A 24939-nucleotide genomic window follows, 5' to 3' on the forward strand; every position below is an offset into this window, starting at 1 on the left:
GCCCGGGAGCGTCCGGCCCGGGCGGGGGCGCCGCCGGGGCGGCCCGCCGGTGGCCCTGCACCTCCGGCCTGCCGGCCGGGCCGGGCCGGACCCGGGTCAGGGCCAGGGGACGGCCCCGGTCAGTACGGGTGGACGCCGACCGGGTGGGCCGGGGGCGGGCCGTAACCTTCCGCCACGCGGAGGTGGTACGTCGCGCGGTCGATGACCTCCAGGCCGACGATCTCCCACGGCGGGAGCTGCGCCGTGGAGCGGTGCTCACCCCAGAGGCGGAGCGCGACGGCCGCCGCGTCGTGGAGGTCGCGCGCCTCCTCCCAGTACCGGATCTCGGCGTGGTCGTCGGCGTATCTGCTGGTCAGCAGGAAGGGATGGTCGTGGGCCAGCTGTTCCAGCCCGCGCCGCACCTCCGACAGCGGCGCCGGCTTGCCGGAGACGCTCAGGGTGACGTGCCAGAGGCGGGAGGGCTCTGCACGCTCGTCCCCGCCGCCGTTGATGCTGGTCAGCGCTCCTCTCACCAGCCGCCTCCTGTCTGCACCGCTTGTTGCCGCCGGCGTGTCCGCCCTTCACAGTTGACCAGTCCCGGGCCCGCCGCGCGGCGGTTTTGCCGAACCTCAGCCCTGGAGCAGGACCAGATCGTCCCGGTGGACGACTTCGCGTTCGTACTCGGGTCCGAGCTCGCGGGCCAGCTCGCGGGTGGAGCGGCCGAGGAGCTGCGGGAGTTCCCTCGCGTCGAAGTTGACCAGGCCCCGGGCCACGGGGCGGCCGTCGGGCGCCCGCAGTTCGACCGGGTCTCCGGCGACGAATTCGCCTTCGACGGCGGCGATCCCGGCGGGCAGCAGGGAGCTGCCGCGTTCGGTGACCGCGGCGACGGCGCCCTCGTCGAGGACGAGGTGCCCCTGGGGGGTCGATGCGTGCTGGAGCCAGAGCAGCCGGTCCGCGGAGCGGCGGCCGGTGGCGTGGAAGTGCGTGCCGGTGGTCCGCCCGGCGAGGGCGTCGGCGGCGTGGCTGGCCGAGGTGAGGACGACCGGGATGCCGGCCGCGGCGGCGATCCGCGCGGCCTCGACCTTGGTGACCATGCCGCCGGTGCCGACGCCGGCCTTGCCGGCGCTGCCGATCGAGACGTGTGCGATGTCGGCCGGTCCGTGCACTTCGTCGACGCGGGTGCTGCCGGGGAGCGACGGGTCGCCGTCGTACAGGCCGTCCACGTCGGAGAGGAGGACGAGGAGGTCCGCCCGGACGAGGTGGGCGACGAGGGCCGCGAGCCGGTCGTTGTCGCCGAAGCGGATCTCGTCCGTGGCAACGGTGTCGTTCTCGTTGACGACGGGCAGGGCGCCCATGGCCAGCAGCTGGTCGAGGGTCCGGTAGGCGTTGCGGTAGTGGGCGCGCCGGCTGGTGTCGTCGGTGGTCAGCAGGACCTGGCCGACGCGGACGCCGTACCGGGCGAAGGAGGCGGTGTAGCGGGCGACGAGGAGGCCCTGCCCGACGCTGGCGGCGGCCTGCTGGCGGGCGAGGTCGGTGGGGCGGCGGCGCAGGCCGAGCGGGGAGAGTCCGGCGGCGATGGCGCCGCTGGAGACGAGGACGATCTCCTTCTCGCCGCCGCTGCGGGCCTTGGCCAGTACGTCGACCAGGGCGTCGACCCGGTCCGCGTCGAGCCCGCCGGCCGCGGTGGTGAGGGACGAGGAGCCGACCTTGACCACGATCCTGCGGGCGTCCACGACACCTTGCCTAGCCGCTGACACGTCTGTCCCCTTGCCCCTTGCCGTGCTGGTACGCCTTGTGCGTCTGCCACCTCAATCTACGGGGTGGGTGCGGATGGCCGCGCACGGGTTTCAGACCCTGGACGACCGCGGCTTGCCGGAGGTGGTGGGCCCGGGCGCGGGGGCGTTCTCGGCCTGCTTCCGGCCGCCCGGGACGAGGATCTTGCGGGAGAGCAGGAAGGTGAAGGGGATGGCGACGACGGCGGCGACGAGCGGCGCGATCCGGGTGTCCATGCCGGCCCAGGTCACGAGGGCGTAGAGGCCGGCGGACTGGATGACGTAGTTGGTGACGTTCGTCAGCGGGAAGAGGAGGAACTTCTTCCAGGTGGGCCGGGTCCGGTAGGTGAAGTAGGTGTTCATGAAGAACGAGCCGACCATCGCCAGGAGGAAGGCGAGGGTGTAGGCGAGGAAGTACGGCATCCACGGGTGGAGCAGCAGGTAGATACCGAAGAAGGTGCCGGTGTTGACGGCCCCGACGAGGCCGAAGCGGAAGATCTGGCCGAGCTGCTCTTTCATGGGTTCAGCGGGCCTCGTTCTTCGACGGGACGGCTTCCCGGACCGCGGCTCCACGGACCGCGGCTTCCCCGACCGCGGCTTCCCCGACCGCGGCTTCCCGGACCGCGGCCGGCCGGGCCTGCGGGTCGGCGCCGTGGGCCTCCTTGACGAGGAAGTGCGGGCGGCGCTTGGTCTCGTAGTAGATGCGTCCGATGTACTCGCCGATCAGCCCCAGCATGATCATCTGGACGCCGCCGATGCCGACGATGATCGCGACGAGGGTGACGTAGCCGGGGACGTCGACGCCCTCGGTCATGGCCATGATCGCGATCCACACGGCGTACAGGGCGGTCAGCGCGACCAGTGAGACGCCCGCCCAGATGCCGATGCGCAGCGGGCGGTTGTTGAAGGAGATCAGCCCGTCCATGGCGTAGTTCAGCAGCGAGCCGAACTTCCACTTGGTCTCGCCGGCCTCGCGCTGGGCGTTGCGGTAGTCGAAGTGGACGGTGTCGAAGCCGATCCAGGAGAAGAGGCCCTTGGAGAAGCGGTTGTACTCCGGCAGCGACAGCAGTGCGTCCACCGCATGCCGCGACAGCATCCGGAAATCGCCCACGCCGTCGGTGAGCTCGACGTCGACCCAGCGGTTCACGCCCCGGTAGTAGAGGCTGCTGAGTGCGGAGCGGACCTTCTTGTCGCCCTCGCGGGTGCGGCGGGCGATGATCTGGTCGTGGCCCTGCCGGTAGTAGTCGAGCATGGTCGCGATGAGCTCCGGCGGGTGCTGGAGGTCCGCGTCCATGATCACGACGGCGTCGCCGGTGGCCTCGCGCAGGCCGGCGAGCATGCCGGCCTCCTTGCCGAAGTTGCGGCTGAAGGAGACGTAGCGCGTGCGTTCCCCGTGCTCGGCAGCGATCTTGCGGAGCTTTTCGAGGGTGCCGTCGCGGCTGCCGTCGTCGACGTAGCAGACTTCATACGTGACGGGCAGGGAGTCCAGGACCCTGCGGATCTCCGCATCGAAACTGTCGATCACGGCTTCTTCGTTGTAGCAGGGGACAACTACGGACAGCTTCGTCATGAACACTTCCTGCGGAGTCCGAACGGGTGATTGTCGGCGACCGGACCCGCCACTCACCTCTTCCTCAGAAGTATGCACGCCGGGGTCGGCGGGCCGGATCCGAGCGCGGCACACGGTAGCTTTGACGGGTTAAGCGGAATGGAACGAAGGGATCGAGGTGCACGTGCCTGACGTCTCCGTGGTCGTCATCGTCTACAACGACGCCGAGCGCCTGCCGACGGCCGTGCGGTCGGTTCTGGACCAGACCCTGCACGGGGTCGAAGTCGTGATCGTGGACGACTGCAGCCAGGACCGGTCGTTCGCGGTCGCCCAGGAGCTCGAAGCAGCGCACCCCGGACGGGTGCGGGCCTTCCGGCTGCCCGAGAACAGCGGCGGCTGCGGCGCCCCCCGCAACCACGGCATCCGGCAGGCGACCGGCACGTACGTGATGTTTCTGGACAGCGACGACGTGCTGGAACGAAACGCCTGCCGGAACATGCTGGACGCCGCCGAGCGGACCGGCTCCGACCTGGTCTCCGGCATGTGCGTGCGCGTGCACCTCGACAACCGCTGGGGCAAGACCACCGAGTGGTACCCCTGGATCTACTCGCGCACCCGCACCCTGGAGTCGATCACCGAGGACCCCGACCTCCTGGTGTACGACACCCTCTCCACGAACAAGTGCTACCGGCGCGCGTTCCTGCTGGAGCAGGGCCTGGAGTTCCCGGTGGGCATCCACTACGAGGACCTGCTCTTCTCCGCCCAGGCGTACGTCGCCGCCCGCCGCATCACGCTGATCCCGAACCACGTCTACTACTGGAACGTGGTCGAGAAGGCCGCGACCAAGTCGATCAGCAACCGCCGCCACGAGATCGCGAACTTCGTCCACCGGATGGAGATCCACCGCCGCGTCGACGAGCTGCTGGCCGCCAAGGGCTACACCGAGATCAAGACGGCCAAGGACGCCAAGTTCCTCAAGCACGACCTGGTGCTCCACCTGCGCGACCTGCCGCTGCTCGGCGACACGTACCGCCAGGAGTTCGCCCGCCTCGCCAACGGCTACCTCGCCGGCATCGACCCGGCCGCCTACGACAACGTCACACACCTCCAGGCGATCTGCGCCTACCTCCTGGGCAAGGAGGACTGGGACAACCTGCTCCCGGCCGCCGACGCCATGACCAACAAGGGCCGCCTGACCTCGCCGCTCGCCGAGCGCGACGGGCGGATCTACTGGTGTGGCGAACATCTCGACGACGCCGAGGCCCGCCGGATACTGGACGTCACCGAGCAGGGCTTCCACACCACCCCGCTCTCCTCGCTCGTCCTCGGCAACCGCCTGACCTCCTACGAGGACGACGGCCGCGGCAGCGTCACCCTCGCCGGCACCGTCGTGAACCCGCTCGGCCGGATCGCACCGGAAGCAGAACTCAAGGCCAGCCTGGAGTTCCGGGCCCGCCGCCAGGTCGGCGTGCGGTCCTTCAGCTTCCCGGTGGAATCCGTCCGGCACGCCGGTGACACGATCGAGTGGCGGGCCACCGCCGACATCGGCAGCACCGTGCGCCCCCTCGGCATCATCGACGCCGTCTGGGACGTCCGGCTCAAGCTGACCGCCGGCAGCGACCGCCTCACCACCCGCGTCTCCGTCGGCGGCGTCGACCTGGAGTCGGCGGCCCGGCTGCGCGTGCGCCCGCGCCTGACCCGGCTGGTCTCCGACCGCTTCGAGCCCGAGGTCACCAAGAAGGGCAACCTGTCCTACGTCCTGATCGCCGAGGGCCCCGCCGCCGTCCGCACCCAGGCCCTGATCAGCGGCGCCATGCACGGCAGAACCGCCGGCGTGGTCAAGAAGACCCTGCGCCGGGCCCTGCGCGCCCGCCGGAACCTCGGCTCGGGCGAGCAGAAGGTGAAGGTCTACCACGAGGTCTTCTCGAAGCTGCCGGTCAAGAAGGGCACGGTCGTCTTCGAGAGCCACATGGGCAAGCAGTACAGCGACAGCCCGAAGGCGATCTACGAGGAGATGGTCCGCCAGGGCGTCGCCTTCGAGGCGATCTGGTCGTACGCGGGCGCCAAGCCCACCGGCTTCCCCAAGGAGGCCACCCTGGTCAAGCGCTGGAGCTGGCCCTACCTGCGGGCCCTGGCCCAGGCCGAGTTCTGGATCGACAACCAGGGCTTCCCGCTGGCGCTGACCAAGCGCCCGGGGACGACGTACATCCAGACCTGGCACGGCTCCGCCCTCAAGCGGATGGGCTTCCACGAGCCCCGCACGAAGGCCCAGGGCCGCGCCGGCCAGGACCGCTTCCAGGCGGCCGTCAACCGCTTCGACCACTTCCTGGTCCGCTCCGAGCACGACGTGCGCACCCTGGCCAAGGGCTTCCGGCTGCGCGACGAGGTGCTCCTGCGCGCCGGCTACCCGCGCAACGACGCCCTCGTCGAGGCCCACCGCGCCGAGACCCAGAGCGGGGAGCGGGTCCGCGGACCGCTCGCCGCCGAACTGGGCATCGACCCCGCGAAGAAGGTCCTGCTGTACGCGCCCACGTTCCGGGCGAACGCGGACGGCGCCGTGGAGGGCTTCGAGTTCCCCTTCGACGTGGAGGAGTTCGCCAACCGGCTCGGCGACCGCTTCACCCTGCTGGTGCGCACCCACTACCTCAACAGCGTCTCCCTGCCGCCGTCCGTCGAGGGCCGGGTCATCGACGTCTCCGGGCACCACGACATCACCCCGCTGCTGGCGCTCGCCGACGGTCTGATCACCGACTACTCGTCCGTGATGTTCGACTACGCGGTCCTGGACCGGCCGATGCTGTTCTTCGCTTACGACTACGACAGCTACGCGGGCGACATCCGCGGCACGTACTTCGACCTGAAGGAGAAGGCCCCGGGCCCGGTCGTGGCCACGGCCGGCGAACTCTTCCAGGCCATCGCCGCCTTCGACGAGGCGGACGCCAAGTACGCGCAGGCGCGCCAGCGCTTCCTCACCGAGTTCGGCGAGTACGACCGCGGGGACGCCGCCCGCCAGATCGTCGAGAAGTTCTTCACCAGGAGCGGCAAGTGAGCCAGCAGACCGCCGAGGCAGCCGAGACCGCAGCGGCCGCCGGTACCGCAGCGGCCGCCGAAACGGCCGGCGGCCGTGACGTCTTCATCGTCTCCAACAGCGTCGACGAGCTCGGCGGCGTGACGACCTGGTCGCACCAGATGGCCCGGCTGTTCACCGACCGCGGCCACCGCGTGCACCTCGTCGGCATCGCCCCGGTCGCCGAGGAGATCCGGCAGAAGCTGCCCGCGGACCTGCCGTACTCGATGACCACCCTGTACGACACCCACCCGCCCAAGGCCCGCCGCCTGCGCGGCATCAAGGGCCGCCTCAACGCCCCCGAGCGGCGCCGCCAGGCCGCCCGGCGGGCCCTGATGCACGCCAAGGCGGAGCAGCTCAGCGCCCTGCTGCGCACGGCCCGCCCCGGCGGCGTCGTGATCGTCACCCAGGTCTGGGCGATGGAATGGGTGGCGCTCGCCGACACCGAGGGGCTCACCGTCATCGGCATGAGCCACGAGTCGTACGAGGCCAGCCAGAAGTCCAGCCGCGGCGACCGGGTCCGCCGCCACTACCGCGGGGTCGACCGGCTGCTGGTGCTGACCCCGGAGGACGCGGACCTGTGGATCCGCTCCGGCATGGAGAACGTCTCCAGCATGCCGAACCCCCTGCCGTTCATGCCGGAATCCCCCGCCCCGCGCACCGCGAAGGTCGTCGCGAGCGTCGGCCGCCTCGCCTTCGAGAAGGGCGTGGACCTGCTCCTCGACGCCTGGGCCGAGGCCGCCCCGCAGCAGCCCGACTGGGTCCTGCGGATCTACGGCGCCGGCGTGGAGGAGGCCGCCCTGCGGGCCCACTGCGCCTCGCTCGGGATCGACGACTCGGTGGAGTGGATGGGCAGCACGGACGACGTGCTGGGCGCCCTGCGCGGGGCTTCGGTCTTCGCGCAGGCCTCCCGGGCCGAGGGCTTCCCGATCACCCTGCTGGAGGCGATGGCCGCGGGCGTGCCCGTCGCCGCGTTCGACTGCGCGCCGGGCGTGCGCGAGATCGTCTCGGACGGCGAGGACGGGCTGCTGGCCCGCCTGGGCAACACGATGGAGCTGGCCGGGCACCTGCGCGTGCTGATGGCGGACCGGGAACTGCGCGACCGGCTCGGCGACCGGGCGTTCCGGTCCGTGCAGCGGTTCTCCGGCACCGAGATCACCGACCGGTGGGAGGAGCTGTTCGCGTTCCTGGAGCGCTGAACGGCCCCGGCCGAGCGCCGGACGGTACGGACGAAGCCGCCCGCCCCCTTCGCTACAGGGGACGGGCGGCTTCGTCGTACGACGGACGTGCCTGCGGAGGCTACCGCTCGTGGTGCACGGCGCCCTCGCGGTTGGCCTCCCAGCCCGCCCACGCCGAGGCGATCATCTCGCGGACGTCGTGCTTGGCCTTCCAGCCCAGCTCCGCGTGGATCCTGTCGGCCGAGGCCACGACCTTCGCCGGGTCGCCGGGACGGCGCGGCACGACCACCGGCTCGACGTCGTGTCCGGTGCCCTCGTTCAGCAGCCGGGCCATCTCCCGCACGGAGACGCCCTCGCCGCGGCCGATGTTGACCGTCAGGTCCCGGTAGTCCTCCGCGGCCGCCCACTCGGCGAGCTTGCGGGCCGCGGCCACATGGGCCTCGGCCAGGTCCTCGACGTGGATGTAGTCGCGGATGCAGGTGCCGTCCGGGGTGGGGTAGTCGTCGCCGAAGATCCGGGCGCCCTCGCCCTCGTCGAACCGCTGGAAGACCATCGGGACCAGGTTGGAGACGCCGGTGTCCGCGAGCTCGGGGGCGGCGGCGCCCGCCACGTTGAAGTAGCGCAGGCAGGCCGTGGCGATGCCGTGCGCCCTGCCGGCCGCGCGGACCAGCCACTCGCCGGCCAGCTTGGTCTCGCCGTACGGGCTCAGCGGCGCGCACGGGGTCTCCTCGGTGACGAGGTCCACGTCGGGCATGCCGTACACGGAGGCGGAGGAGGAGAACAGGAAGTTCCGGACGCCGGCCTCGGCCACCGCGCCCAGCAGGACCTGCAGGCCCTCCACGTTCTCGTGGTAGTAGTACAGCGGCTTCTCGACGGACTCGCCGACCTGCTTCTTGCCCGCCAGGTGCACCACACCCGTGATCTTGTGCTCACGGATGGTCTTGTCGAGGACCAGCCGGTCCAGGACCGAGCCGATCACCAGCGGGACGCCCTCCGGGACACGGTCCTCGTTGCCCGTGGACAGGTCGTCGAGGACGACGACCCGCTCCCCCGCGAGCTGCATCGCGCGGACGACGTGCGAACCGATGTAGCCGGCGCCACCGGTGATCAGAAAGGTCATGCGTTCCTCCCGAGTCGTTTCCGTTGAGCTGGGCGGCGGTCCGGAGGCCGCCTGCCGTCTTCACCCCGCCGCGCGGCCTGCCCGGACCCGGTGGAGACGGCTGCGTACGAGGCTCAGCGCGCCCGCAGCGCCCGGCGCGAGCCGCAGGGCCAGGGAACCCCCGGCCGTACGGAACGGCTGCGCCAGCAGAACACCGTACCTGCTGCTGAGCAGCGCCCTGCGGCGGAGCAGACCGTCGAGGGGGCGCGGGGAGGTGAGCAGGGAGCTCCCGTCGGCACACTCCACGCCCACCTGCACGTTCCAGGCCTGCATGCCGGTCCGGCCCTGGCGGCGCCCGGCGGCGGCCACGGCCGTCAGGTGGAACGGCACGTCGCAGGTCCAGCCGTCGCCGTCCGCGGCGGGCCGCAGCTCCACCGGCCGGTCGAGCACCGGCTCGCCGCCCGAGCGGGGCACGAAGCCCAGCCGGACGGTGCGCGGCCCGGCCTGGGCGAGGCGCCCGTACAGGTCGTGCACCCGCAGCCGCAGGCCGCTGCCGGCCGGTCCGGCGTCGATGGTGACGGGCAGGTCGGCGAGCGGCAGCCCGTCCAGCCCGTCGAGGGGGACGGGGAGCTCCTCGCTCCACACGGGCCCGCCGTCGGGGCCGGTGGCGTACGGGGGCAGCAGCCGCGGCGGCTCGGCGGCGAACCGGGTGAGCCGGGCCACGTCGGCGGGCGGCTCGGGCGTCGCCCGCAGCACGCGCACGATCCAGCGGGCGTGGGCGCCGGCGGCCTCGACGGCGGCCTCGTCGAAGGTGTCCAGGTAGTCGCGGGTGAGGGTCCACCAGGCGGCCTGGTAGCCGGGGTCGGTGCCGAGTTCGCGCAGGTACATGCGCAGGTCGTACTCCAGGAACTTCACCTGGCAGGCGCGGCCCAGCTCCGGGGAGGAGTCGTCGAGGATCCGGTGCGCGGTGCGGTGGGCCTCGATCCGGGAGCGCCAGTTGGAGACGTCCTTGCGGTCCAGGGAGATCGACACCTGGGCGGCGCTGCGGCGCACGTGCCACACGTAGACGAGGTCGCCGACGACCGCGATGCGGGGGGCGGCGGCAAGGACGCGCGAGGTGAAGACGAAGTCCTCGTAGACGAACCGGCCGTCGGGGAAGCGGATCGCGTGCTCCTCCAGGAAGGCCCGGTCGTACAGCTTGTTGACGCAGAGGGTGTCGCGGACCAGCTCGGGCCGGTCGGCCGGCCGGTCGATGACGTCGCCCGGGGCGTACAGCCCGGGCACCCAGGGGGTGTCGTGGTACTGCGGCAGCTCACGGCGTACGCAGGCGCCGACGGTCACGGGCGCGCGGTGCTCCTCGGCGGCCCGCAGGAGGGCCTCGGCCGCCCCGGCGGGCAGCACGTCGTCACTGTCGAGGAACAGGACGTACGGGGAGGTCGCGACCGCGATGCCGTCGTTGCGGGGGGTGCCGCAGCCGCCGCTGTTCTCCGTGCGGTGCACGACCTTGAGGCGGGGGTGGACGGCGGCCAGCTCGTCGAGCACCCGGTCGGTGCCGTCGGACGAGGCGTCGTTGACGGCGATGACCTCGGCGACGACCGGGCCCTGGGCGAGTGCCGAGGTGACGGCCTCGCCCACGAGCTCGGCGTCGTTGTACGCGATCACGACGACGGAGACGCTGGGAGGAAAGGTGCTGCTCACCCATGGGATCCTAGGCGACCAGGGTAAACATCACCTCAATACCGGCGCCTCCGCCGACGGAACGGCGGAATGGCAGGTCAGAAGGGACGGAATTCGTCGTACTCCTGCTGCGCGGAGTCGCCGCGGCGGGCGTCCTTCTCCTTGCGGCGCTGCGCGGCCGGACGCGGGGCCTCCATGCGGTGGTCCTCGCCGCGGCGGCCGAGCATCTCGGCGCCGGCCATCATCGACGGCTCCCAGTCGAAGACGACCGCGTCCTCCTCGGAGCCGATCGCGACGCCGTCGCCGGCCCGCGCGCCGACCTTCAGCAGCTGGTCCTCGACGCCCAGGCGGTTCAGGCGGTCCGCCAGGTAGCCCACGGCCTCGTCGTTGTTGAAGTCGGTCTGGCGGACCCAGCGCTCCGGCTTCTCGCCGCGCACCCGGTACACCTCCTCGACCTCGTCGAAGGTGACGGTGAAGCCGGTCTCGTCGACGGCCTTCGGGCGGATGACGATACGGGTCGCCTCCTGCTTCGGCTTGCGGGCGCGCGCCTTGGCGACGACCTCCGCGAGGAAGTAGGACAGCTCCTTCAGGCCGGTGCGGGCGACCGCGGACACCTCGAAGACCTTGTAGCCGCGCTCCTCCAGGTCGGGGCGGATCATGTCGGCGAGGTCCTGGCCGTCCGGGATGTCGACCTTGTTGAGGACGACGAGGCGCGGCCGGGTCTCCAGGCCGCCGCCGTACTGCTTGAGCTCCTCCTCGATGACGTCGAGGTCGGAGACGGGGTCGCGGTCGGACTCCAGGGTGGCGGTGTCCAGGACGTGCACGAGGACCGAGCAGCGCTCGACGTGCCGCAGGAACTCCAGGCCGAGGCCCTTGCCCTGGCTGGCGCCCGGGATCAGGCCGGGGACATCGGCGATCGTGTACACGGTCGAGCCGGCGGTGACCACGCCCAGGTTCGGGACGAGCGTCGTGAAGGGGTAGTCCGCGATCTTCGGCTTGGCGGCGGAGAGCACCGAGATCAGCGAGGACTTGCCGGCGCTGGGGAAGCCGACGAGGGCCACGTCGGCGACGGTCTTGAGCTCCAGCACGATGTCGCCGGTGGCGCCGGGGACGCCGAGGAGCGCGAAGCCGGGGGCCTTGCGTCGGGCGGAGGAGAGCGCCGCGTTGCCGAGGCCGCCGCGGCCGCCCTCGGCGGCGACGTAGGTGGTGCCCTGGCCGACGAGGTCGGCGAGGACGTTGCCCTGCTTGTCGAGGACGACGGTGCCGTCCGGGACCGGCAGGACGAGGTCCTGGCCGTCCTTGCCGGAGCGGTTGCCGCCCTCGCCGGGCTTGCCGTTGGTGGCCTTGCGGTGCGGGCTGTGGTGGTAGTCCAGCAGGGTGGTGACGGACTGGTCGACGACCAGGATCACGTCGCCGCCGCGGCCGCCGTTGCCGCCGTCGGGACCGCCGAGCGGCTTGAACTTCTCCCGGTGCACGGAGGCGCAGCCGTGGCCTCCGTTACCCGCGGCGACGTGCAGCTCGACGCGGTCCACGAAGGTGGTCATGGGTGTTCCTCCAGATACAGACGGGATGTCCCGGACAGACCTTGCTGTCCATTAAACGTGTCTACGTACAAACGCGCCGAGGGCGGACCTCTCTTCCCGGCCTGCGCCGGAAAGAGCTGAGATCCGCCCTCGGGACGTTACGAACGCTTGATCAGCAGAAGCTGGATCAGGCGGCCGGAACGATGTTCACGACCTTGCGGCCACGGTGCGTGCCGAACTGCACGGCACCGGCCTGCAGCGCGAACAGCGTGTCGTCGCCACCCCGGCCGACACCGGCGCCCGGGTGGAAGTGCGTGCCGCGCTGGCGGACGAGGATCTCACCGGCGGAAACGACCTGACCGCCGAAGCGCTTCACGCCGAGCCGCTGGGCATTGGAATCGCGACCGTTCCGGGTGGACGATGCGCCCTTCTTGTGTGCCATTGCTCAGTCCCTCTTTACTTCGCGGCCGACGGGATGGACGTGACCTTGATCGCCGTGTACTGCTGACGGTGACCCTGGCGACGGCGGTAGCCGGTCTTGTTCTTGTAGCGCAGGATGTCGATCTTGGCACCCTTGGTGTGGTCCACGACCTCGGCCTGGACCTTGATGCCCGCCAGGACCCACGGGTCGCTGGTCACGGCGTCGCCGTCGACCACGAGCAGGGTCGAGAGCTCGACCGTGTCGCCAGCCTTGGCAGTGGAAATCTTGTCAACCTCAACGATGTCGCCGACAGCAACCTTGTGCTGGCGGCCACCGCTGCGCACGATGGCGTACACGCGGATCTCTCTCTCGCTCGCAATGGAAACCCCTGAAGCCAGCCGTTCCCCGCAGAACGCGATACGGCCTCTCCCGTGCCGCTTGCGGCCCGGGAGGTGAGGTGCTCAGTGGCTGGCGCGCACGTAGACACGCCGACGGTCAAGGTTACGGGGCAGGGTTTACGAGGTCAAACCGGGCCGTGCAGTCGCCGGGTCCGGGGCCGGGGCGCCGCAGGCCCCGTCCGGTCGGCCCATCGTCCACGTACCGCTGTCGAAGCCCTCGACGAAGTACCGGCAGCCGGTGAAGTCGTCCTGCGCGAACCGCTGCGGGTCCGCGTCTGCGGCCGCGTCGACCGCCACCAGCAGCACGTCGTTGACGTCCTGCTGCTGCGCGGCGAACGCCCGCACCTCCGCCCAGGTCATGGGGACCCCGGTCGGCGAGGCCAGGACCAGCTCGCGGAAGTCTTCGAAGTCGAGGCCGCCGGGGGGCTCGCCGACCCCGTCCCAGTCGAGCAGGAGCCACGTCCAGGTGTTGTCGGGGACGCGGGTGAGCACCTCGGCCAGGCCGGTCTTCCGGCGCTGCCCGTCCTGCCCGTCCCACATGGGAAACCGGTCCATGTCCGGTGCCTTCTCTCCTGTTCGCGGGGTGCGGGTACGGGACTGCCCCGGCCCCCGCTGCGGGGGCCGGGGCAGTCCCGGTGGTGACGCGGATCAGGCGTCGGCGTCGGCGGCGGGCTCCGCCGCGGCGGCCTTCTTGGTCGCCTTCTTCGCCGTCGTCTTCTTGGCCGTCGTCTTCTTGGCGGCGGTCTTCTTGGCCGTCGTCGTCTTCTTCACGGCGGCCTTCTTCGCCGGCGCCTTCTTGGCTGCCGCCTTGCGGACCGTCTTCTTCGCCGGGGCGGCCTCCTCGGACGGAGCCTCCGCCTCGGCCTCGGACGCCGCTGCCGCGGGCTCGGGCTCGGCCGCGGCAGCCTCGACCACCAGGACCGCCGCCTCCGCGCCTGCCGGGGATCCGGCCGGAGCGGTGGCCTTGCGGGTGGCGCGGCGCCGCGGACGCGCCGGGGCGGCCTCCGCCGCCGGAGCCTCGGCAACCGGGGCCTCGGCAGCCGGGGCCTCCGCCTCGACGGCCTCCGCCACGGGGGCCTCGGCCGGCACGGCCTCGGCGACCGGGGCAACCGGGGCAACCGGCTCGGGCTGCGGCTCCGGCTCGGCCACGACGGCCGGCTCCGGCTCCGCCACCGGGGCGGTGGCCTTGCGGGTGGCGCGGCGGCGCGTACGGCCCTTCGGCGCGGCCTCCTCCGCCACCGGGGCGGGGGCGGCCTCGACCGTCTCCGCCGCGGCCTCGGCCTCGGCAGCCGGCTCCAGCACCGTGTCGGCGGGCTCGGTGACCGGCTCGGCCTCCACCTCGGCCACCGGCGCCGGGGCCGGGACCTCGACCGGGACGGCCTGCACCACGGGCGCGGCCGCGGCCCGCGGGGCGCCCGCCGCAGCGGTCGCCTTGCGGGTGGCACGGCGGCGGTTGCGGCGGCCGCTGATACCGGCCGCCGCCTCGGCCTCGGCCGCGCTGCTGTAGAGCTCCTCGTCCGGGGCGAACGCCGGCTCGGGCAGCGCCACCGGCGCGGCGATCTCGGCGGCCACCTCGGCCTCGGTCTCCACCTCGGCACCCGCCTCGGGCGCCTCGGTCACGACGGCCTCGACGGCCTCGACCTCGTGCTCGTGGCCGCGGCCGCCGCGGCGCTTGGCCCGCTTGCCGCCGTTGCCGGCCGTGACGGCCGTGTCCATGTGCACGATCACACCGCGCCCGTTGCAGTGGACGCAGGTCTCGGAGAAGGACTCCAGCAGGCCCTGGCCGACCCGCTTGCGGGTCATCTGGACCAGGCCCAGCGAGGTCACCTCGGCGACCTGGTGCTTCGTACGGTCGCGGCCCAGGCACTCCAGCATCCGCCGCAGGACCAGGTCGCGGTTCGACTCCAGGACCATGTCGATGAAGTCGACGACGACGATGCCGCCCAGGTCGCGCAGCCGCAGCTGGCGCACGATCTCCTCGGCCGCCTCCAGGTTGTTCCTGGTGACGGTCTCCTCGAGGTTGCCGCCCTGGCCGGTGAACTTGCCGGTGTTGACGTCGATGACGACCATCGCCTCGGTCTTGTCGATCACGAGGGAGCCGCCGGAGGGCAGCCACACCTTGCGGTCGAGCGCCTTGGCGAGCTGCTCGTCGATCCGGTACGTCGCGAAGACGTCGACCTCGGAGGTCCAGCGCTGCAGCCGCTCGGCCAGGTCCGGGGCGACGTGCGAGACGTAGCCGTGGATGGTCTCCCAGGCGCTGTCACCGCTGACGATGACCTTCGAGAAGTCCTCGTTGAAGATGTCGCGCACGACGCGGACGGTCATGTCCGGCTCGCCGTACAGCAGGCTCGGCGACGAGGTCGTGATCTGCTTCGACTTCTTCTGGATGTCCTCCCACTGCGCCTGCAGACGCTCGACGTCGCGGCGCAGCTCATCCTCGCTCGCGCCCTCGGCGGCGGTGCGCACGATGACGCCCGCGTCCTCGGGGACGATCTTCTTGAGGATGCTCTTCAGGCGCGCGCGCTCGGTGTCGGGCAGCTTGCGGCTGATGCCGGTCATCGAGCCCTCGGGCACGTAGACCAGGTAGCGGCCGGGCAGCGAGACCTGCGAGGTCAGGCGGGCGCCCTTGTGGCCGATCGGGTCCTTGGTGACCTGGACGAGCACGGACTGGCCGGACTTCAGGGCGGACTCGATGCGGCGCGGCCCGTTGGCCATGCCGAGCGCCTCGAAGTTGACCTCGCCGGCGTAGAGGACCGCGTTGCGGCCCTTGCCGATGTCGATGAAGGCGGCCTCCATGGACGGCAGCACGTTCTGGACCTTGCCCAGGTAGACGTTGCCGACGTACGAGGTGGCCTCTTCCTTGTTGACGTAGTGCTCGACGAGCACGTTGTCCTCGAGGACGCCGATCTGGGTGCGCTCGCCGGACTGGCGGACGACCATCACGCGCTCGACGGCCTCACGGCGGGCCAGGAACTCGGCCTCGGTGATGATCGGCACGCGGCGGCGGCCCTGCTCGCGGCCCTCGCGGCGGCGCTGCTTCTTCGCCTCCAGGCGGGTCGAGCCCTTGATGGACTGCACCTCGTCGGAGGTCTCGGCCTTCTCGCGGGCCGGGCGGGGCTCACGGACCTTGACGACGGTGCGCACGCCGTCCTCGTCGGTGGCCTCGGCCTCGGCGACCGTGTCACCGGTGCGGCGGCGGCGGCGACGGCGGCGACGGCTGGAGCTGGTGCCGAGGGCACCGGCCTCATCGCCCTCCGCCTCGTCCTCCTCCTCCTCTTCCTCGTCGGCCTCGGCCTCGGCCTCTTCCTCGGCGGCCTCGTCGAGGTCGGCGGCCTCACCGCGGCGGCGGCGACGGCCACCACGGCGGCGGCGGCGCGAGGGGCGCTCGTCGGACTCGTCGGCCTCTTCCTCGTCGTACTCGGCGGCCTCGGCCGCCGGCTCCTCCTCGGCGGGCTCCGCGGACGGCGCCTGCGGCGCGGCCTCGTCGAGGTCGGCGGCCTCACCGCGGCGGCGGCGACGGCGGCGGCCGGACGACCGGTCGGCGGGGGCCTGGACGGCCTCGGCCTCGGCGGCGAGCTCCTGCTCCTCCGCTTCCTCGGCCTCCTCCTCGGCCAGGGCCTCGGCGCGGGCGGCCGCGGCGGCGAGGGCGGCGGTCTCCGGGGTCTGGAACATCGGCTCGGCGAAGACCGGGGCCTGGAAGACCGGCACGGCGGGGCGCGTGGCGCGGCGGCCGCGGGCCGGGGCGGCGGGCTCCTCGGCCTCGGCCTCCGGCTCGGCGGGGGCGGCCGGAGCGGCCGCGGCAGCCGGAGCGGCGGCGCGGGTGACCCGGCGGCGGCCGCGCTTGGGGGCGTCGACGGCGTCGCCGACGGTGAAGGTGGCGGTGGTGGCGGCGGCCTTGGGCGCCTCCACCTCGGCCACGACCTCGGCGGCCGGAGCCTCGGTGACCGCGGGAGCCTCGGCGACCGGGGCGGCAGCGGCACGGGTGGCACGACGACGCGCACGCGGCGCCGGAGCAGCGGCCTCTTCCACGGCCGGAGCGGCCTCCGCAACGGGAGCCTCGGCGACGACCGCCGGAGCCTCGGCGACCGGGGCGGCAGCAGCACGGGTGGCACGACGACGCGCACGCGGCGCCGGAGCCTCCTCCGCGACCGGAACCTCGACCGGGGCAGCCTCGACGACCTCCGGAGCCTCGGCAGCGGCGGCCACCGGAGCGGCAACGGCGCGCGTGGCACGACGACGCGCACGCGGCGCCGGAGCCTCCTCCGCGACCGGAACCTCGACCGGGGCAGCCTCGACGACCTCCGGAGCCTCAGCGGCGGCAGCCACCGGAGCGGCAGCGGCACGGGTGGCACGACGACGCGTACGCGGCGCCGGAGCGGCGGCCTCCTCCACGGCCGGAGCGGCCTCCGCAACGGGAGCCTCAGCGGCCGGAGCGGTGGTGGCGCGCGTGGCACGGCGGCGGGTGCGCGGCGCCGGAGCGGCGGGCTCCTCGGCGGCCGGGGCGGGCTCCGCAGCCGGAGCCTCCGCGACGGCCGGGGCGGCGGCCTCGGCCTGCACCTCGGCGGCGGGCGCGGAGACGGTGCGCGTCGCACGGCGGCGCGGCCGGGCGGCCGGGGCGGTGTCCGGTGCCGCTTCCGCGGCGGGAGAGGCGGCCGGAGCGGCCTCGGCGGGAACCTCTGCGGTGGCCTCGGCGGCGGTGGCGCCGGGCGGACCGGCCGGGCGCGACGCGGCACGGCGACGCCTGCGCGGAGGCAGGTTGTCGCTGGGGCTGCCGCTGTCGATGGCGCCGGCGGTGTTCTTGTTTTCGTTGTCGAGCATGCGGGCGGTTCTCCCGTCACGCTCCCGGGCGCCGCGGCTGACATCCGGTCCGGCACGGCTCCGCACGATCAGCGCGGAGCCGGCCTCCGGGGCGCGTTCGCCACACGGGAGCTGTAGTCCATGGCCGCCGGTTCCGTACGCCTTGTCCGTACGGCCTGGCGGAAGTCTTCAGGTGGGTGCGCTGCCGGACCCAGGTGGCTCCCGAGTGCCAGGGCGGCGCAGCGACGGCGTTCCCTACGCGGCGGGACCTTCCGGCGCCTTCGCGTCGGCGGTCACGGCGGCCGTGGGTGAAGCGGCCGTGTCAGCCTCGCGGTCGGGCGCGAGCGGGTCGGTCACCGTGCCGGACTCCTCGTCGAAGAGCCCCTGCGCCAGCCTGGTCACCGCTGCGGGGACCGGCGGCGCCAGGTCGGCCACAGCTCGGAGACCGGACAGGACGTCGTCGGGTCGTACGGCAGGTGTCAGATGCCGAACAACCAGCCGCAGTATCGCACAGGCATTGTCCACCGGCCTATCAGCGGGGACCGGAAGGACGTCGAGGGTCGCAACGGCCCCTCGGGTGTCGAAGGTGCGCATGCCGTTCTTGGTGCGGCGCTGCACCTCGACCGTGCCGGCGGCGAGGTAGGCCTCGACCGCGCGGGCGGCCTCGGCCGTGTCGACACCGTCCAGCCGCAGCTCCCACACGGAGGCGGTGAGCCGGTCCGCGAGCCCGGAGGTGCGGACCTCCACGGCGTCGACGATGTCCAGGCCGACCGGCATCGACTCGTCGAGCAGCTCACGGAGCTTCTCCGGGTCGCGGGGCTCGGTGAGCGCGATCTCCAGGTACTCGGCCTCGCTTCCGGTGCCGGTCGGGGCGGCGTTCGCGTACGAGACGCGGGGGTGCGGTGTGAAGCCGGCCGAGTACGCCATGGGCACCTCGGCGCGGCGCAGGGCGCGCTCGAACGCGCGCTGGAAGTCCCGGTGGCTGGTGAACCGGAGGCGGCCGCGCTTGGTGTAGCGCAGTCGGATGCGCTGCGCCACCGGTGCGGGGGGCGGGCCTTCGGGCTGTCGCTTGCCCAGTGGTTCTTCTCCTTGTGCGGGGCGGCGCGGCTCGCGCGCTGCCCTGAGGTCCGGTGAGCCTGCGGGCGGTTCCGTGCCCTCCGGCTCACCCCTGCCGGGTGTGCAGGGAGCGCTCGGGGGCGGGACGCGGCCCAGGCTGTCGTACTACCCAGAGTACGCGCCCGTGACCTCGCCGGTTCCCGGGGCCGGTCACCCCAGGAGGGCCCGCCGCACCTCGGCGCGTACCTGCCGCACGGTCGCGCGGACCGTGCGCGCGGCGTCCCGCAGGACGTGCCCGACGGGGGTGAGGACGTGACGGTAGACCTGCCTGCAGGGCCACACGACCAGGGCCCGCCACACCAGGGCGATCCCCCGCCCCACTGCCTTGACGATCCGCCCGGCCACGTGCCAGGCCCACGCGAACAGCCGGCCGACCGGCGCGAGCACGTACGCGTACACCCCGCGCGCCAGCCAGACGAACGCGGCGCCGACGGGCACGAACACCCACCGCCACACCGCAGTACCGGTCCAGGCCATACCCCGCCCCACCGGCACGAAAACCCACCGCCAGACCGCCGTCACGGTCCACACCACGGCCTGTCCCACCGGCACGAACACCCAGCGCCAGACCGCTGCCACCGTCCACACCACGGCCTGCCCCACCGGGACGACGAGCCACTGGTACACGGCCCGGGCCAGCCACACGACGCCCAGCCCGAGCGGCACGAGCCCGTACCGGTACCCGCCGGTGACCAGCCAGGCCACGGCGATCCCGACCGGCCTGAGCAGATACCCGTAGACGGCGGCGACCAGCCAGGCCGCACCCAGCCCCACGGGCCGCAGCAGCCACCGGTGGACCGCCGCGGCCAGCCACGCCAGCCCGCGCCCGACCGGTACGAGCAGGTACGCGTACGCGCCCCGCGCCAGCCACGCCACCCCCTGCCCGACCGGCCGGAGCACGTACCGCCACAGGCCCACCCAAGGCCAGACGAACGCCAGCTTGAACAGGACGGTCAGCACCCACCCGATTCCGCGGCACAGCGGTTCGAGGACGTGGGTCCACAGCGGTCCGAGGACGTGCCGGTGCACGGCCCGCCCGAACGCGGCGAGCAGGTCCCACACCACCCGTACGGGCAGCACGATCAGCACCGCGATCACCTTGGCGGGGATCCGCAGCACCCCCACGAGGCAGCCGTCGCCCTGCCCGGAGGGACGTTTGTCGAGTTCCATGCAGCTAAGGACACGCGAAAGCCCCCCGCCGTTGCACGGCGGAGGGCTTTGGCGCACGGGCTGCTCCGGGCTACTTGACGACCGTCAGCGGCAACATCTTCTTGCCGGTGGGACCGATCTGGATGTGGGTGTCCATCTGAGGGCAGATGGACACATGCCTACATCCATACATACGCTCCCGCCCATGAAGACGTATGCCGTCGAGACGGAGTGGACTGCCTCAGACCTGGCCCTCTTGGAGGACCTGAAGAAGGCGGAGGGTCTACTCCCTGCGGACGCTCCGCGCGCCCTGCTGTCCATCCGCCTGTCCGTTCTCACCGAGGACACCACGTCGCCGGTACGCCAAGAGCTGGACCTCCGCCTCCTGGCCAGAGAGAAGGGATGCCGCGTCGTCGGCATCGCTTCCGATCTCAACGTGTCGGCGACGAAGGTTCCGCCGTGGAAGCGGAAGGAGCTGGGCGAGTGGCTCAACAACCGGGCCCCGGAGTTCGATGTCCTGCTCTTCTGGAAACTGGACAGGTTCATCCGCCGCATGTCGGATCTCTCGACCATGATCGAGTGGTGCGAGCGGTACGGGAAGAACCTCGTGTCGAAGAACGACAGCATCGACCTCGAATCGACCGTCGGCCGGATGATGGTCACGCTCATCGGAGGTATCGCCGAGATCGAGGCGGCGAACACGTCGACCCGGGTCGCGTCGCTGTGGGACTACACGCGAACCCAGGACGCTTGGTTCGTCGGCAAGCCTGCGTACGGCTTCGTCACCGCGAAGAAGAACGGCAAGCCGTCCCTCGCCATCGAGCCGAACGCATACAAGGCGCTGCACTGGGCTCGCCGCATGGCCCTTCGTGGCGTGTCCGCCCGCCGCATGGCTCTGTGCCTCGTCCGCTCCGGGCTCATGTCCCCAGGGCTCACTACCTCGACTCTCCTCCGGCGCCTCCGTAACCCGGCCCTCATGGGCTACCGGGTGGAGGAGAACAAGAACGGCGGCGTACGCCGCTCGAAGCTGATACTCGGGCACGACGGCAAGCCGATCAGGGTGGCCGAGCCCATCTTCACCAAGGAGGAGTACGACGAACTCCAGGAGGCCATCGACCGGCGCGGCAAGAACCAACCCCAGCGCCAGACGCACGGCGCGACGCAGTTCCCGGGAGTCCTCACCTGTGCCGACTGCACGTCGAACATGACCGTGCATGTCACGACCAACAAGTTCGGCCAGTACCAGTACCTCCGGTGCCAGAAGTGCAAGAGCGGAGGGTTCGGCGCACCCGATCCACAGGGTGTGTACGACGTGCTCGTGAACGACGTGCTGCGAGTCCTCGGCGACTTCCCCGTACAGGTTCGGGAGTACGCGCAGGGGGCGGAGGCTCGGGCCGAGGTGAAGCGGCTTGAAGAGGCCATCACCTACTACATGACGGGCCTTGAGCCGGGAGGTCGCTACACGAAGACGCGGTTCACTCAGGAGCAGGCGGAGAAGACGCTCGACAAGCTGACCGACGAGCTGACCGCGATCGACCCCGAGACCACGCAGGACCGTTGGACGCTCGTCCACAACGGGAAGACGTTCCGCGAAGTATGGGAGTCCGGCGGCATGGAAGCCATGGCCGAGGATCTGCGCCGCGTCGGCGTCACGTGCGAGGTGACTCGGACCAGGGTCAAGGGCGTGCGCGCTCCGTCCGTGCACCTGCGTCTGAAGATCCCTCGCGACGTGCAAGAGCGTCTCGTCATCAAGAGCGACGAGTTCGCCGCCAAGCTCTGACGGACCCGTGCCCCTGCCCTGTCGCGCGAAGGGCGGGGGCTCGGTCGACCAGGTTGACGACCGAACAACACGCCGTGTAAGAAGATCCTCCCGCTCCTTCCAGGAGCGGACACCGTAGCTCCCGCCGTGTGACGGCGGTAGAGCTGGCCACTCCATGAAGGGGCCGCCATCCCGAGGGGCTGGCAGGGGAAGCCGAGGGCACCCCGAAGCGCAGGACGGTACTGCGCGACTTCCACTCACCCGCCGAGGCACAGCTACGCGCTGACTTGGCCGCCGCCAGGAGGTCGCCGCCCTTGAACATCACCATCGAGATCGTCTGGACCTGTGAGGTCTGCGCATCACCGCTCCTGGACGGAGAGGCACACGACGACTGCGCCGGCACCGAAGCGACCGGCCGATGACTTCGAGCAGCATCGACTTCGGGCAGGGCCGCACGTGGGGCGGCGTCTCCCAGCAGGAGTACCAGCGTATGGCCCGAGACGCCCGACACCCGCTCGCCTACCGCATCCACTTCGCGGCCCTCGGGTGGGCCGACCGCCACGGGCACGCCAGCTTCGGTCCCGGCAAGCTCGCCGCCCTGTTGGGCAAGGAGGGCAAGCCCCTGTCCGATCAGAGCACGAACAACGCTCTGGCCCGGGCCAAACAACTCGATCTTGTCTCTCCCCGGTCGGGGGCTGCCTGTCTGCTCCTCCCCTACTACCTGTTCCAGAAGAGGAAGGGCGCACCCGTACCGTGCCGCCTGCACCTTGACCGGTGATCGCTACATCGCTCACGTGCAGCGAGCACACGCCGCACGTGTACCGAGTCGGCATCTCACCTGCGGAGACGTTCACGCCCTCTCTTTTCTTTTTGGCTTCACCAGCGCGGCCCCGAAGGGGAGGAAGGAAGGCACGTACGCACTTACATGTCAGCGGCGAAGGGAACGGGCGCGCAGCGCCCCAACCGCAAGCGCATCGGAGAAGAGGCAGAGGCGGAAGCAGGCTTTACGTAAGCGGCCCCGAAGGGGTCGACATCAGGAAGACCAGAGAGCTGGCCAAGCGGGGGCGCTACCGCGCCCCACTACCTCAAGGCTTCAAGGCAAGGCGCTTGGGCAAGGGGCCGCTACGCGGCCACAACGGGAAGCAACAGACGACAAGCCTCGATGATGATGAGGATCTCTGGAATCGGCCAGGGCTGCTCGTCGCCTCAGAACGAGGCACCGGCCGGGCCAGAGATCATCGCCCCGCGGCGGCCGACCCGCGTGGACCTCAACAGGCCCGGCAGCGGCACCGACCCCGACCTGATGGAACGGCTCGAACGGCAGATCCTCGGCCCCCGAGACTGATGCCCGGGCACGGACAGCCTTTCAAGATCGTTTCATTTCTCTTGTCCCGCCTCCGTTGCCGTGTGCCCCTGCACCTCGGTCTCCACGTGAGCGACTTCAAGAGTCTGAATCGTTCCGCCCAGGTCCTTGAGCTTCCCCGCGACGGCGTCGGTCTCAAAGTCCCAGGTGAGGACCCCGACGGCTGCACCACCGTCGTCAAGTTCGCGGCCGATGCTTTCCATGTCCTCGTCGGTCATCTTGAGACCTTTGTGGAAGAACTCGCCGATCACGCCGCCTCCGGCCCCGGCGGCGAGCGCACCCCCTGCCAGGGACAGGCCGCCGGTGGGGATGGCCGCGATCACGCCGAGCGCCACGCCGACCCCCATCCCCTTCTTCCCGGCCCTCCGGCCTAGCTTGTGCTCCTTGACCTTGCCGTGGCTGTCCCTGACAAGCACACCGATCGCGTCGACCTTCATGTACTCGGTGGCCTTTTCCCAGTTCTTCAGCGACCGCGCCGCCTGGTCGGCGGATTCCTCGTCGGGGAAGAACGCGAGGACGAGTTGCTGCCTGTCACCCCCCAGGTCCTCCCTTGCCTTGCGGGGCGTCACTGCCTCTTCTCGCGAGATCCCGTGGCGATCGAGGTAGGCGAAGATCTTCGCGCCACCGTCAGAGTTCCCCTCCAGCTCGGACTTGAGCCAGTCCCGCATCGCGTCCTCGTGTTCGAGCAGGTCCTCGGCGAGCGCCTTGAGCTCAGGCGTATGGGCGTGCTTGGCCATCATCTTGTACAGCGGATCGACCTCACGGGTCTCCTCGGCCGTCAGCTTGGCCACTGTCTTGAAGGAGTGCAGACCGCGCGCGAGCGCCGCGCCTTCCCTGCCCAGCTTCTCGGCCTGCGCCAGGGTGACGTGCACGCCCGCGTCGTGGCCGAAGGGCTCGCAGTAGTGGACGTTGAACCACTCCATCGTCGCGCACGCTGTGAACTGCTCGGCATGCTGCGGATACATCTCGGTCAGCGTCTCGAACAGCCCGACCCCGAAAATCTCACCCTCCCAGGAGATCTTCAGCAGGTCGCGCTCGGTCCGGCCACCGGCGAATCGGTGCTTCTCGACAAACGTCATGTGCACGCACCTCGTGATCCATCTCGCCGGAGCCCGGCCTGGTTCCGGCAGGCAGCAGCCTTCGAAGGGCCAAGGAACTCGAAGGGTCCATGTGCGGCATCGCGTCGGCCAAGACCGCCAGCTCATGTGTCGCTTTCGCCCTCTCACTACCAGTAGGCCAGCAACAGGACGCAGGTGCCAGCGGGCTCCGGTGACCCTTTGAGGACTGTCGGTGTTCGATGCGACACTCTGAGCTGATGAAGTTCAGGGGGCGGGCAGGCGCGGAGGCGCTCCGGCCGCCTGCGTCGATCGTCTGCGCGGAGTGCCAGGTGTTACGAACTCAATTGGCACGCGGCGGACGGCAGTCGAGGAGACACCGGATCAGTGAGCCGTCACCCGAACCCCTGCACGGAAGATCCATTCCGTGATACACGCCCGTCCGCAGGTCAGATGCCGTGTGGGTGGGGAGATCCATCGAGCAGGTCTGGGTTCCCCCCTGAGCAGGGGGTGGCCGATTTCAGGAAGCGCCATCAATTGAGGCTCACTCTTGCGCAGTCCCTGAGCGCCGGCTACGCCGGGCGCAGCTCTCTTACCTGCATCTTCTCCGCCGTTGCCTCACTCCGCCGCCCTGACGGGGTCTGAAACCGTGGCAGGATCTGAGCCGCCAAGACATGGCGGTCGGGCAAGGCCCCCGTCGGGGGTCATACCCCCACCCCCTTCGCCGTCGCCCTGCCCTTCCGTCAGCCGCCGGCAGGCAGACCCGTGCCACGCGGAGGCGAACGGCTGTGCACCCCTCCGCACGGCCGACAGTCCGCACGCCTCACACGGAGACAGGAGCGAAGCGGCAGGCTGGCAGGCAGCCTCCCGACAGGGCAGGCAGTCAGGGCAGAGGGCAAGCCAGAGACGCGGCGCACCAACGCCCCGCTTGAGCATGAGCACCAGAATCACGACCCCTCACGACGGGGCGTCTCGCAAACCTTCGTTTTCGGGACGGACGAGCAAGGCTCGGGGCGTGTCCGTTTCGCCCACGCTCG

Annotated in this window: 19 protein-coding genes; 5 read left to right on the plus strand and 14 right to left on the minus strand. The window is 71.4% G+C overall.

What is annotated here, in order from left to right:
* Positions 1–119 precede the first annotated feature (119 nt).
* From ACIQUT_RS07520 to ACIQUT_RS07535, 4 genes are all read right to left on the minus strand, one after another.
* A complete protein-coding gene (locus ACIQUT_RS07520; protein WP_403560406.1) occupies positions 120–512 on the minus strand; it encodes a hypothetical protein in 393 nt (130 codons plus the stop codon).
* A gap of 96 nt (positions 513–608) precedes the next feature.
* Complete coding sequence (proB, locus tag ACIQUT_RS07525; RefSeq protein ID WP_403560408.1) at positions 609–1736, minus strand: glutamate 5-kinase; 1128 nt, start codon at positions 1734–1736, stop codon at positions 609–611.
* Positions 1737–1826: 90 nt separating this feature from the next.
* Positions 1827–2270, minus strand: a complete 444-nt coding sequence (locus ACIQUT_RS07530) for a GtrA family protein (protein WP_403560410.1) — start codon at positions 2268–2270, stop codon at positions 1827–1829.
* Positions 2271–2274: 4 nt separating this feature from the next.
* On the minus strand, positions 2275–3321 hold the full coding sequence (locus tag ACIQUT_RS07535; protein WP_403560412.1) for a glycosyltransferase family 2 protein: 1047 nt from the start codon (positions 3319–3321) through the stop codon (positions 2275–2277).
* A gap of 157 nt (positions 3322–3478) precedes the next feature.
* Here ACIQUT_RS07535 and ACIQUT_RS07540 point away from each other — a divergent pair, with 157 nt between their 5' ends.
* Together ACIQUT_RS07540 and ACIQUT_RS07545 are read left to right on the plus strand one after the other, a co-directional pair.
* Positions 3479–6349 carry a CDP-glycerol glycerophosphotransferase family protein gene (locus ACIQUT_RS07540; RefSeq protein ID WP_403560413.1) on the plus strand — a complete coding sequence of 957 codons (2871 nt, stop codon included), beginning with the start codon at positions 3479–3481 and terminating at the stop codon, positions 6347–6349.
* A gap of 86 nt (positions 6350–6435) precedes the next feature.
* On the plus strand, positions 6436–7566 hold the full coding sequence (locus tag ACIQUT_RS07545; RefSeq protein ID WP_403560638.1) for a glycosyltransferase: 1131 nt from the start codon (positions 6436–6438) through the stop codon (positions 7564–7566).
* A gap of 100 nt (positions 7567–7666) precedes the next feature.
* Here the strand turns inward: ACIQUT_RS07545 and galE are convergent, their stop codons facing one another.
* The 9 genes from galE to ACIQUT_RS07590 all read right to left on the minus strand — a co-directional run bounded on the left by galE (position 7667) and on the right by ACIQUT_RS07590 (position 19746).
* Positions 7667–8665: a UDP-glucose 4-epimerase GalE gene (gene galE, locus ACIQUT_RS07550; protein WP_403560415.1), complete on the minus strand. Its 999-nt coding sequence runs from the start codon at positions 8663–8665 to the stop codon at positions 7667–7669.
* A gap of 60 nt (positions 8666–8725) precedes the next feature.
* A complete protein-coding gene (locus ACIQUT_RS07555) occupies positions 8726–10342 on the minus strand; it encodes a glycosyltransferase family 2 protein (RefSeq protein WP_403560417.1) in 1617 nt (538 codons plus the stop codon).
* 77 nt (positions 10343–10419) lie between these two features.
* The gene (gene obgE, locus ACIQUT_RS07560; RefSeq protein WP_403560419.1) at positions 10420–11865 is read right to left on the minus strand and encodes a GTPase ObgE; all 1446 of its coding nucleotides are present in this window, start codon (positions 11863–11865) and stop codon (positions 10420–10422) included.
* A gap of 166 nt (positions 11866–12031) precedes the next feature.
* Positions 12032–12286: a 50S ribosomal protein L27 gene (rpmA, locus tag ACIQUT_RS07565; protein ID WP_008738950.1), complete on the minus strand. Its 255-nt coding sequence runs from the start codon at positions 12284–12286 to the stop codon at positions 12032–12034.
* Between the two features lie 14 nt (positions 12287–12300).
* Positions 12301–12621: a 50S ribosomal protein L21 gene (gene rplU, locus ACIQUT_RS07570; RefSeq protein ID WP_114057537.1), complete on the minus strand. Its 321-nt coding sequence runs from the start codon at positions 12619–12621 to the stop codon at positions 12301–12303.
* Positions 12622–12780: 159 nt separating this feature from the next.
* Entirely contained in the window at positions 12781–13218 is a 438-nt protein-coding gene (locus tag ACIQUT_RS07575; RefSeq protein ID WP_403560421.1) for a hypothetical protein, read from the minus strand.
* 93 nt (positions 13219–13311) lie between these two features.
* Positions 13312–17481 carry a ribonuclease E/G gene (locus tag ACIQUT_RS07580; protein WP_403560423.1) on the minus strand — a complete coding sequence of 1390 codons (4170 nt, stop codon included), beginning with the start codon at positions 17479–17481 and terminating at the stop codon, positions 13312–13314.
* A 234-nt stretch (positions 17482–17715) separates the two neighbouring features.
* Positions 17716–18498, minus strand: a complete 783-nt coding sequence (locus ACIQUT_RS07585) for a TIGR03936 family radical SAM-associated protein (RefSeq protein WP_403560425.1) — start codon at positions 18496–18498, stop codon at positions 17716–17718.
* 228 nt (positions 18499–18726) lie between these two features.
* Positions 18727–19746: a hypothetical protein gene (locus tag ACIQUT_RS07590; RefSeq protein ID WP_403560426.1), complete on the minus strand. Its 1020-nt coding sequence runs from the start codon at positions 19744–19746 to the stop codon at positions 18727–18729.
* Positions 19747–19930: 184 nt separating this feature from the next.
* Here ACIQUT_RS07590 and ACIQUT_RS07595 point away from each other — a divergent pair, with 184 nt between their 5' ends.
* The 3 genes from ACIQUT_RS07595 (at position 19931) to ACIQUT_RS07605 (ending at position 22829) form a co-directional block, all read left to right on the plus strand.
* Positions 19931–21505: a recombinase family protein gene (locus ACIQUT_RS07595; protein WP_403560428.1), complete on the plus strand. Its 1575-nt coding sequence runs from the start codon at positions 19931–19933 to the stop codon at positions 21503–21505.
* Positions 21506–21902: 397 nt separating this feature from the next.
* Positions 21903–22262, plus strand: coding sequence for a hypothetical protein (locus ACIQUT_RS07600; RefSeq protein WP_328790457.1), 360 nt, complete (start codon positions 21903–21905; stop codon positions 22260–22262).
* A 390-nt stretch (positions 22263–22652) separates the two neighbouring features.
* On the plus strand, positions 22653–22829 hold the full coding sequence (locus ACIQUT_RS07605; RefSeq protein WP_403560430.1) for a hypothetical protein: 177 nt from the start codon (positions 22653–22655) through the stop codon (positions 22827–22829).
* A gap of 32 nt (positions 22830–22861) precedes the next feature.
* Here ACIQUT_RS07605 and ACIQUT_RS07610 read toward each other — a convergent pair whose 3' ends face one another.
* On the minus strand, positions 22862–23926 hold the full coding sequence (locus ACIQUT_RS07610) for a DUF1269 domain-containing protein (protein ID WP_403560432.1): 1065 nt from the start codon (positions 23924–23926) through the stop codon (positions 22862–22864).
* Positions 23927–24939: the final 1013 nt, after the last annotated feature.

Origin of the sequence: Streptomyces sp. NPDC090445, from assembly GCF_044769385.1 — a bacterium.
In the GTDB taxonomy this organism is placed as follows: domain Bacteria; phylum Actinomycetota; class Actinomycetes; order Streptomycetales; family Streptomycetaceae; genus Streptomyces.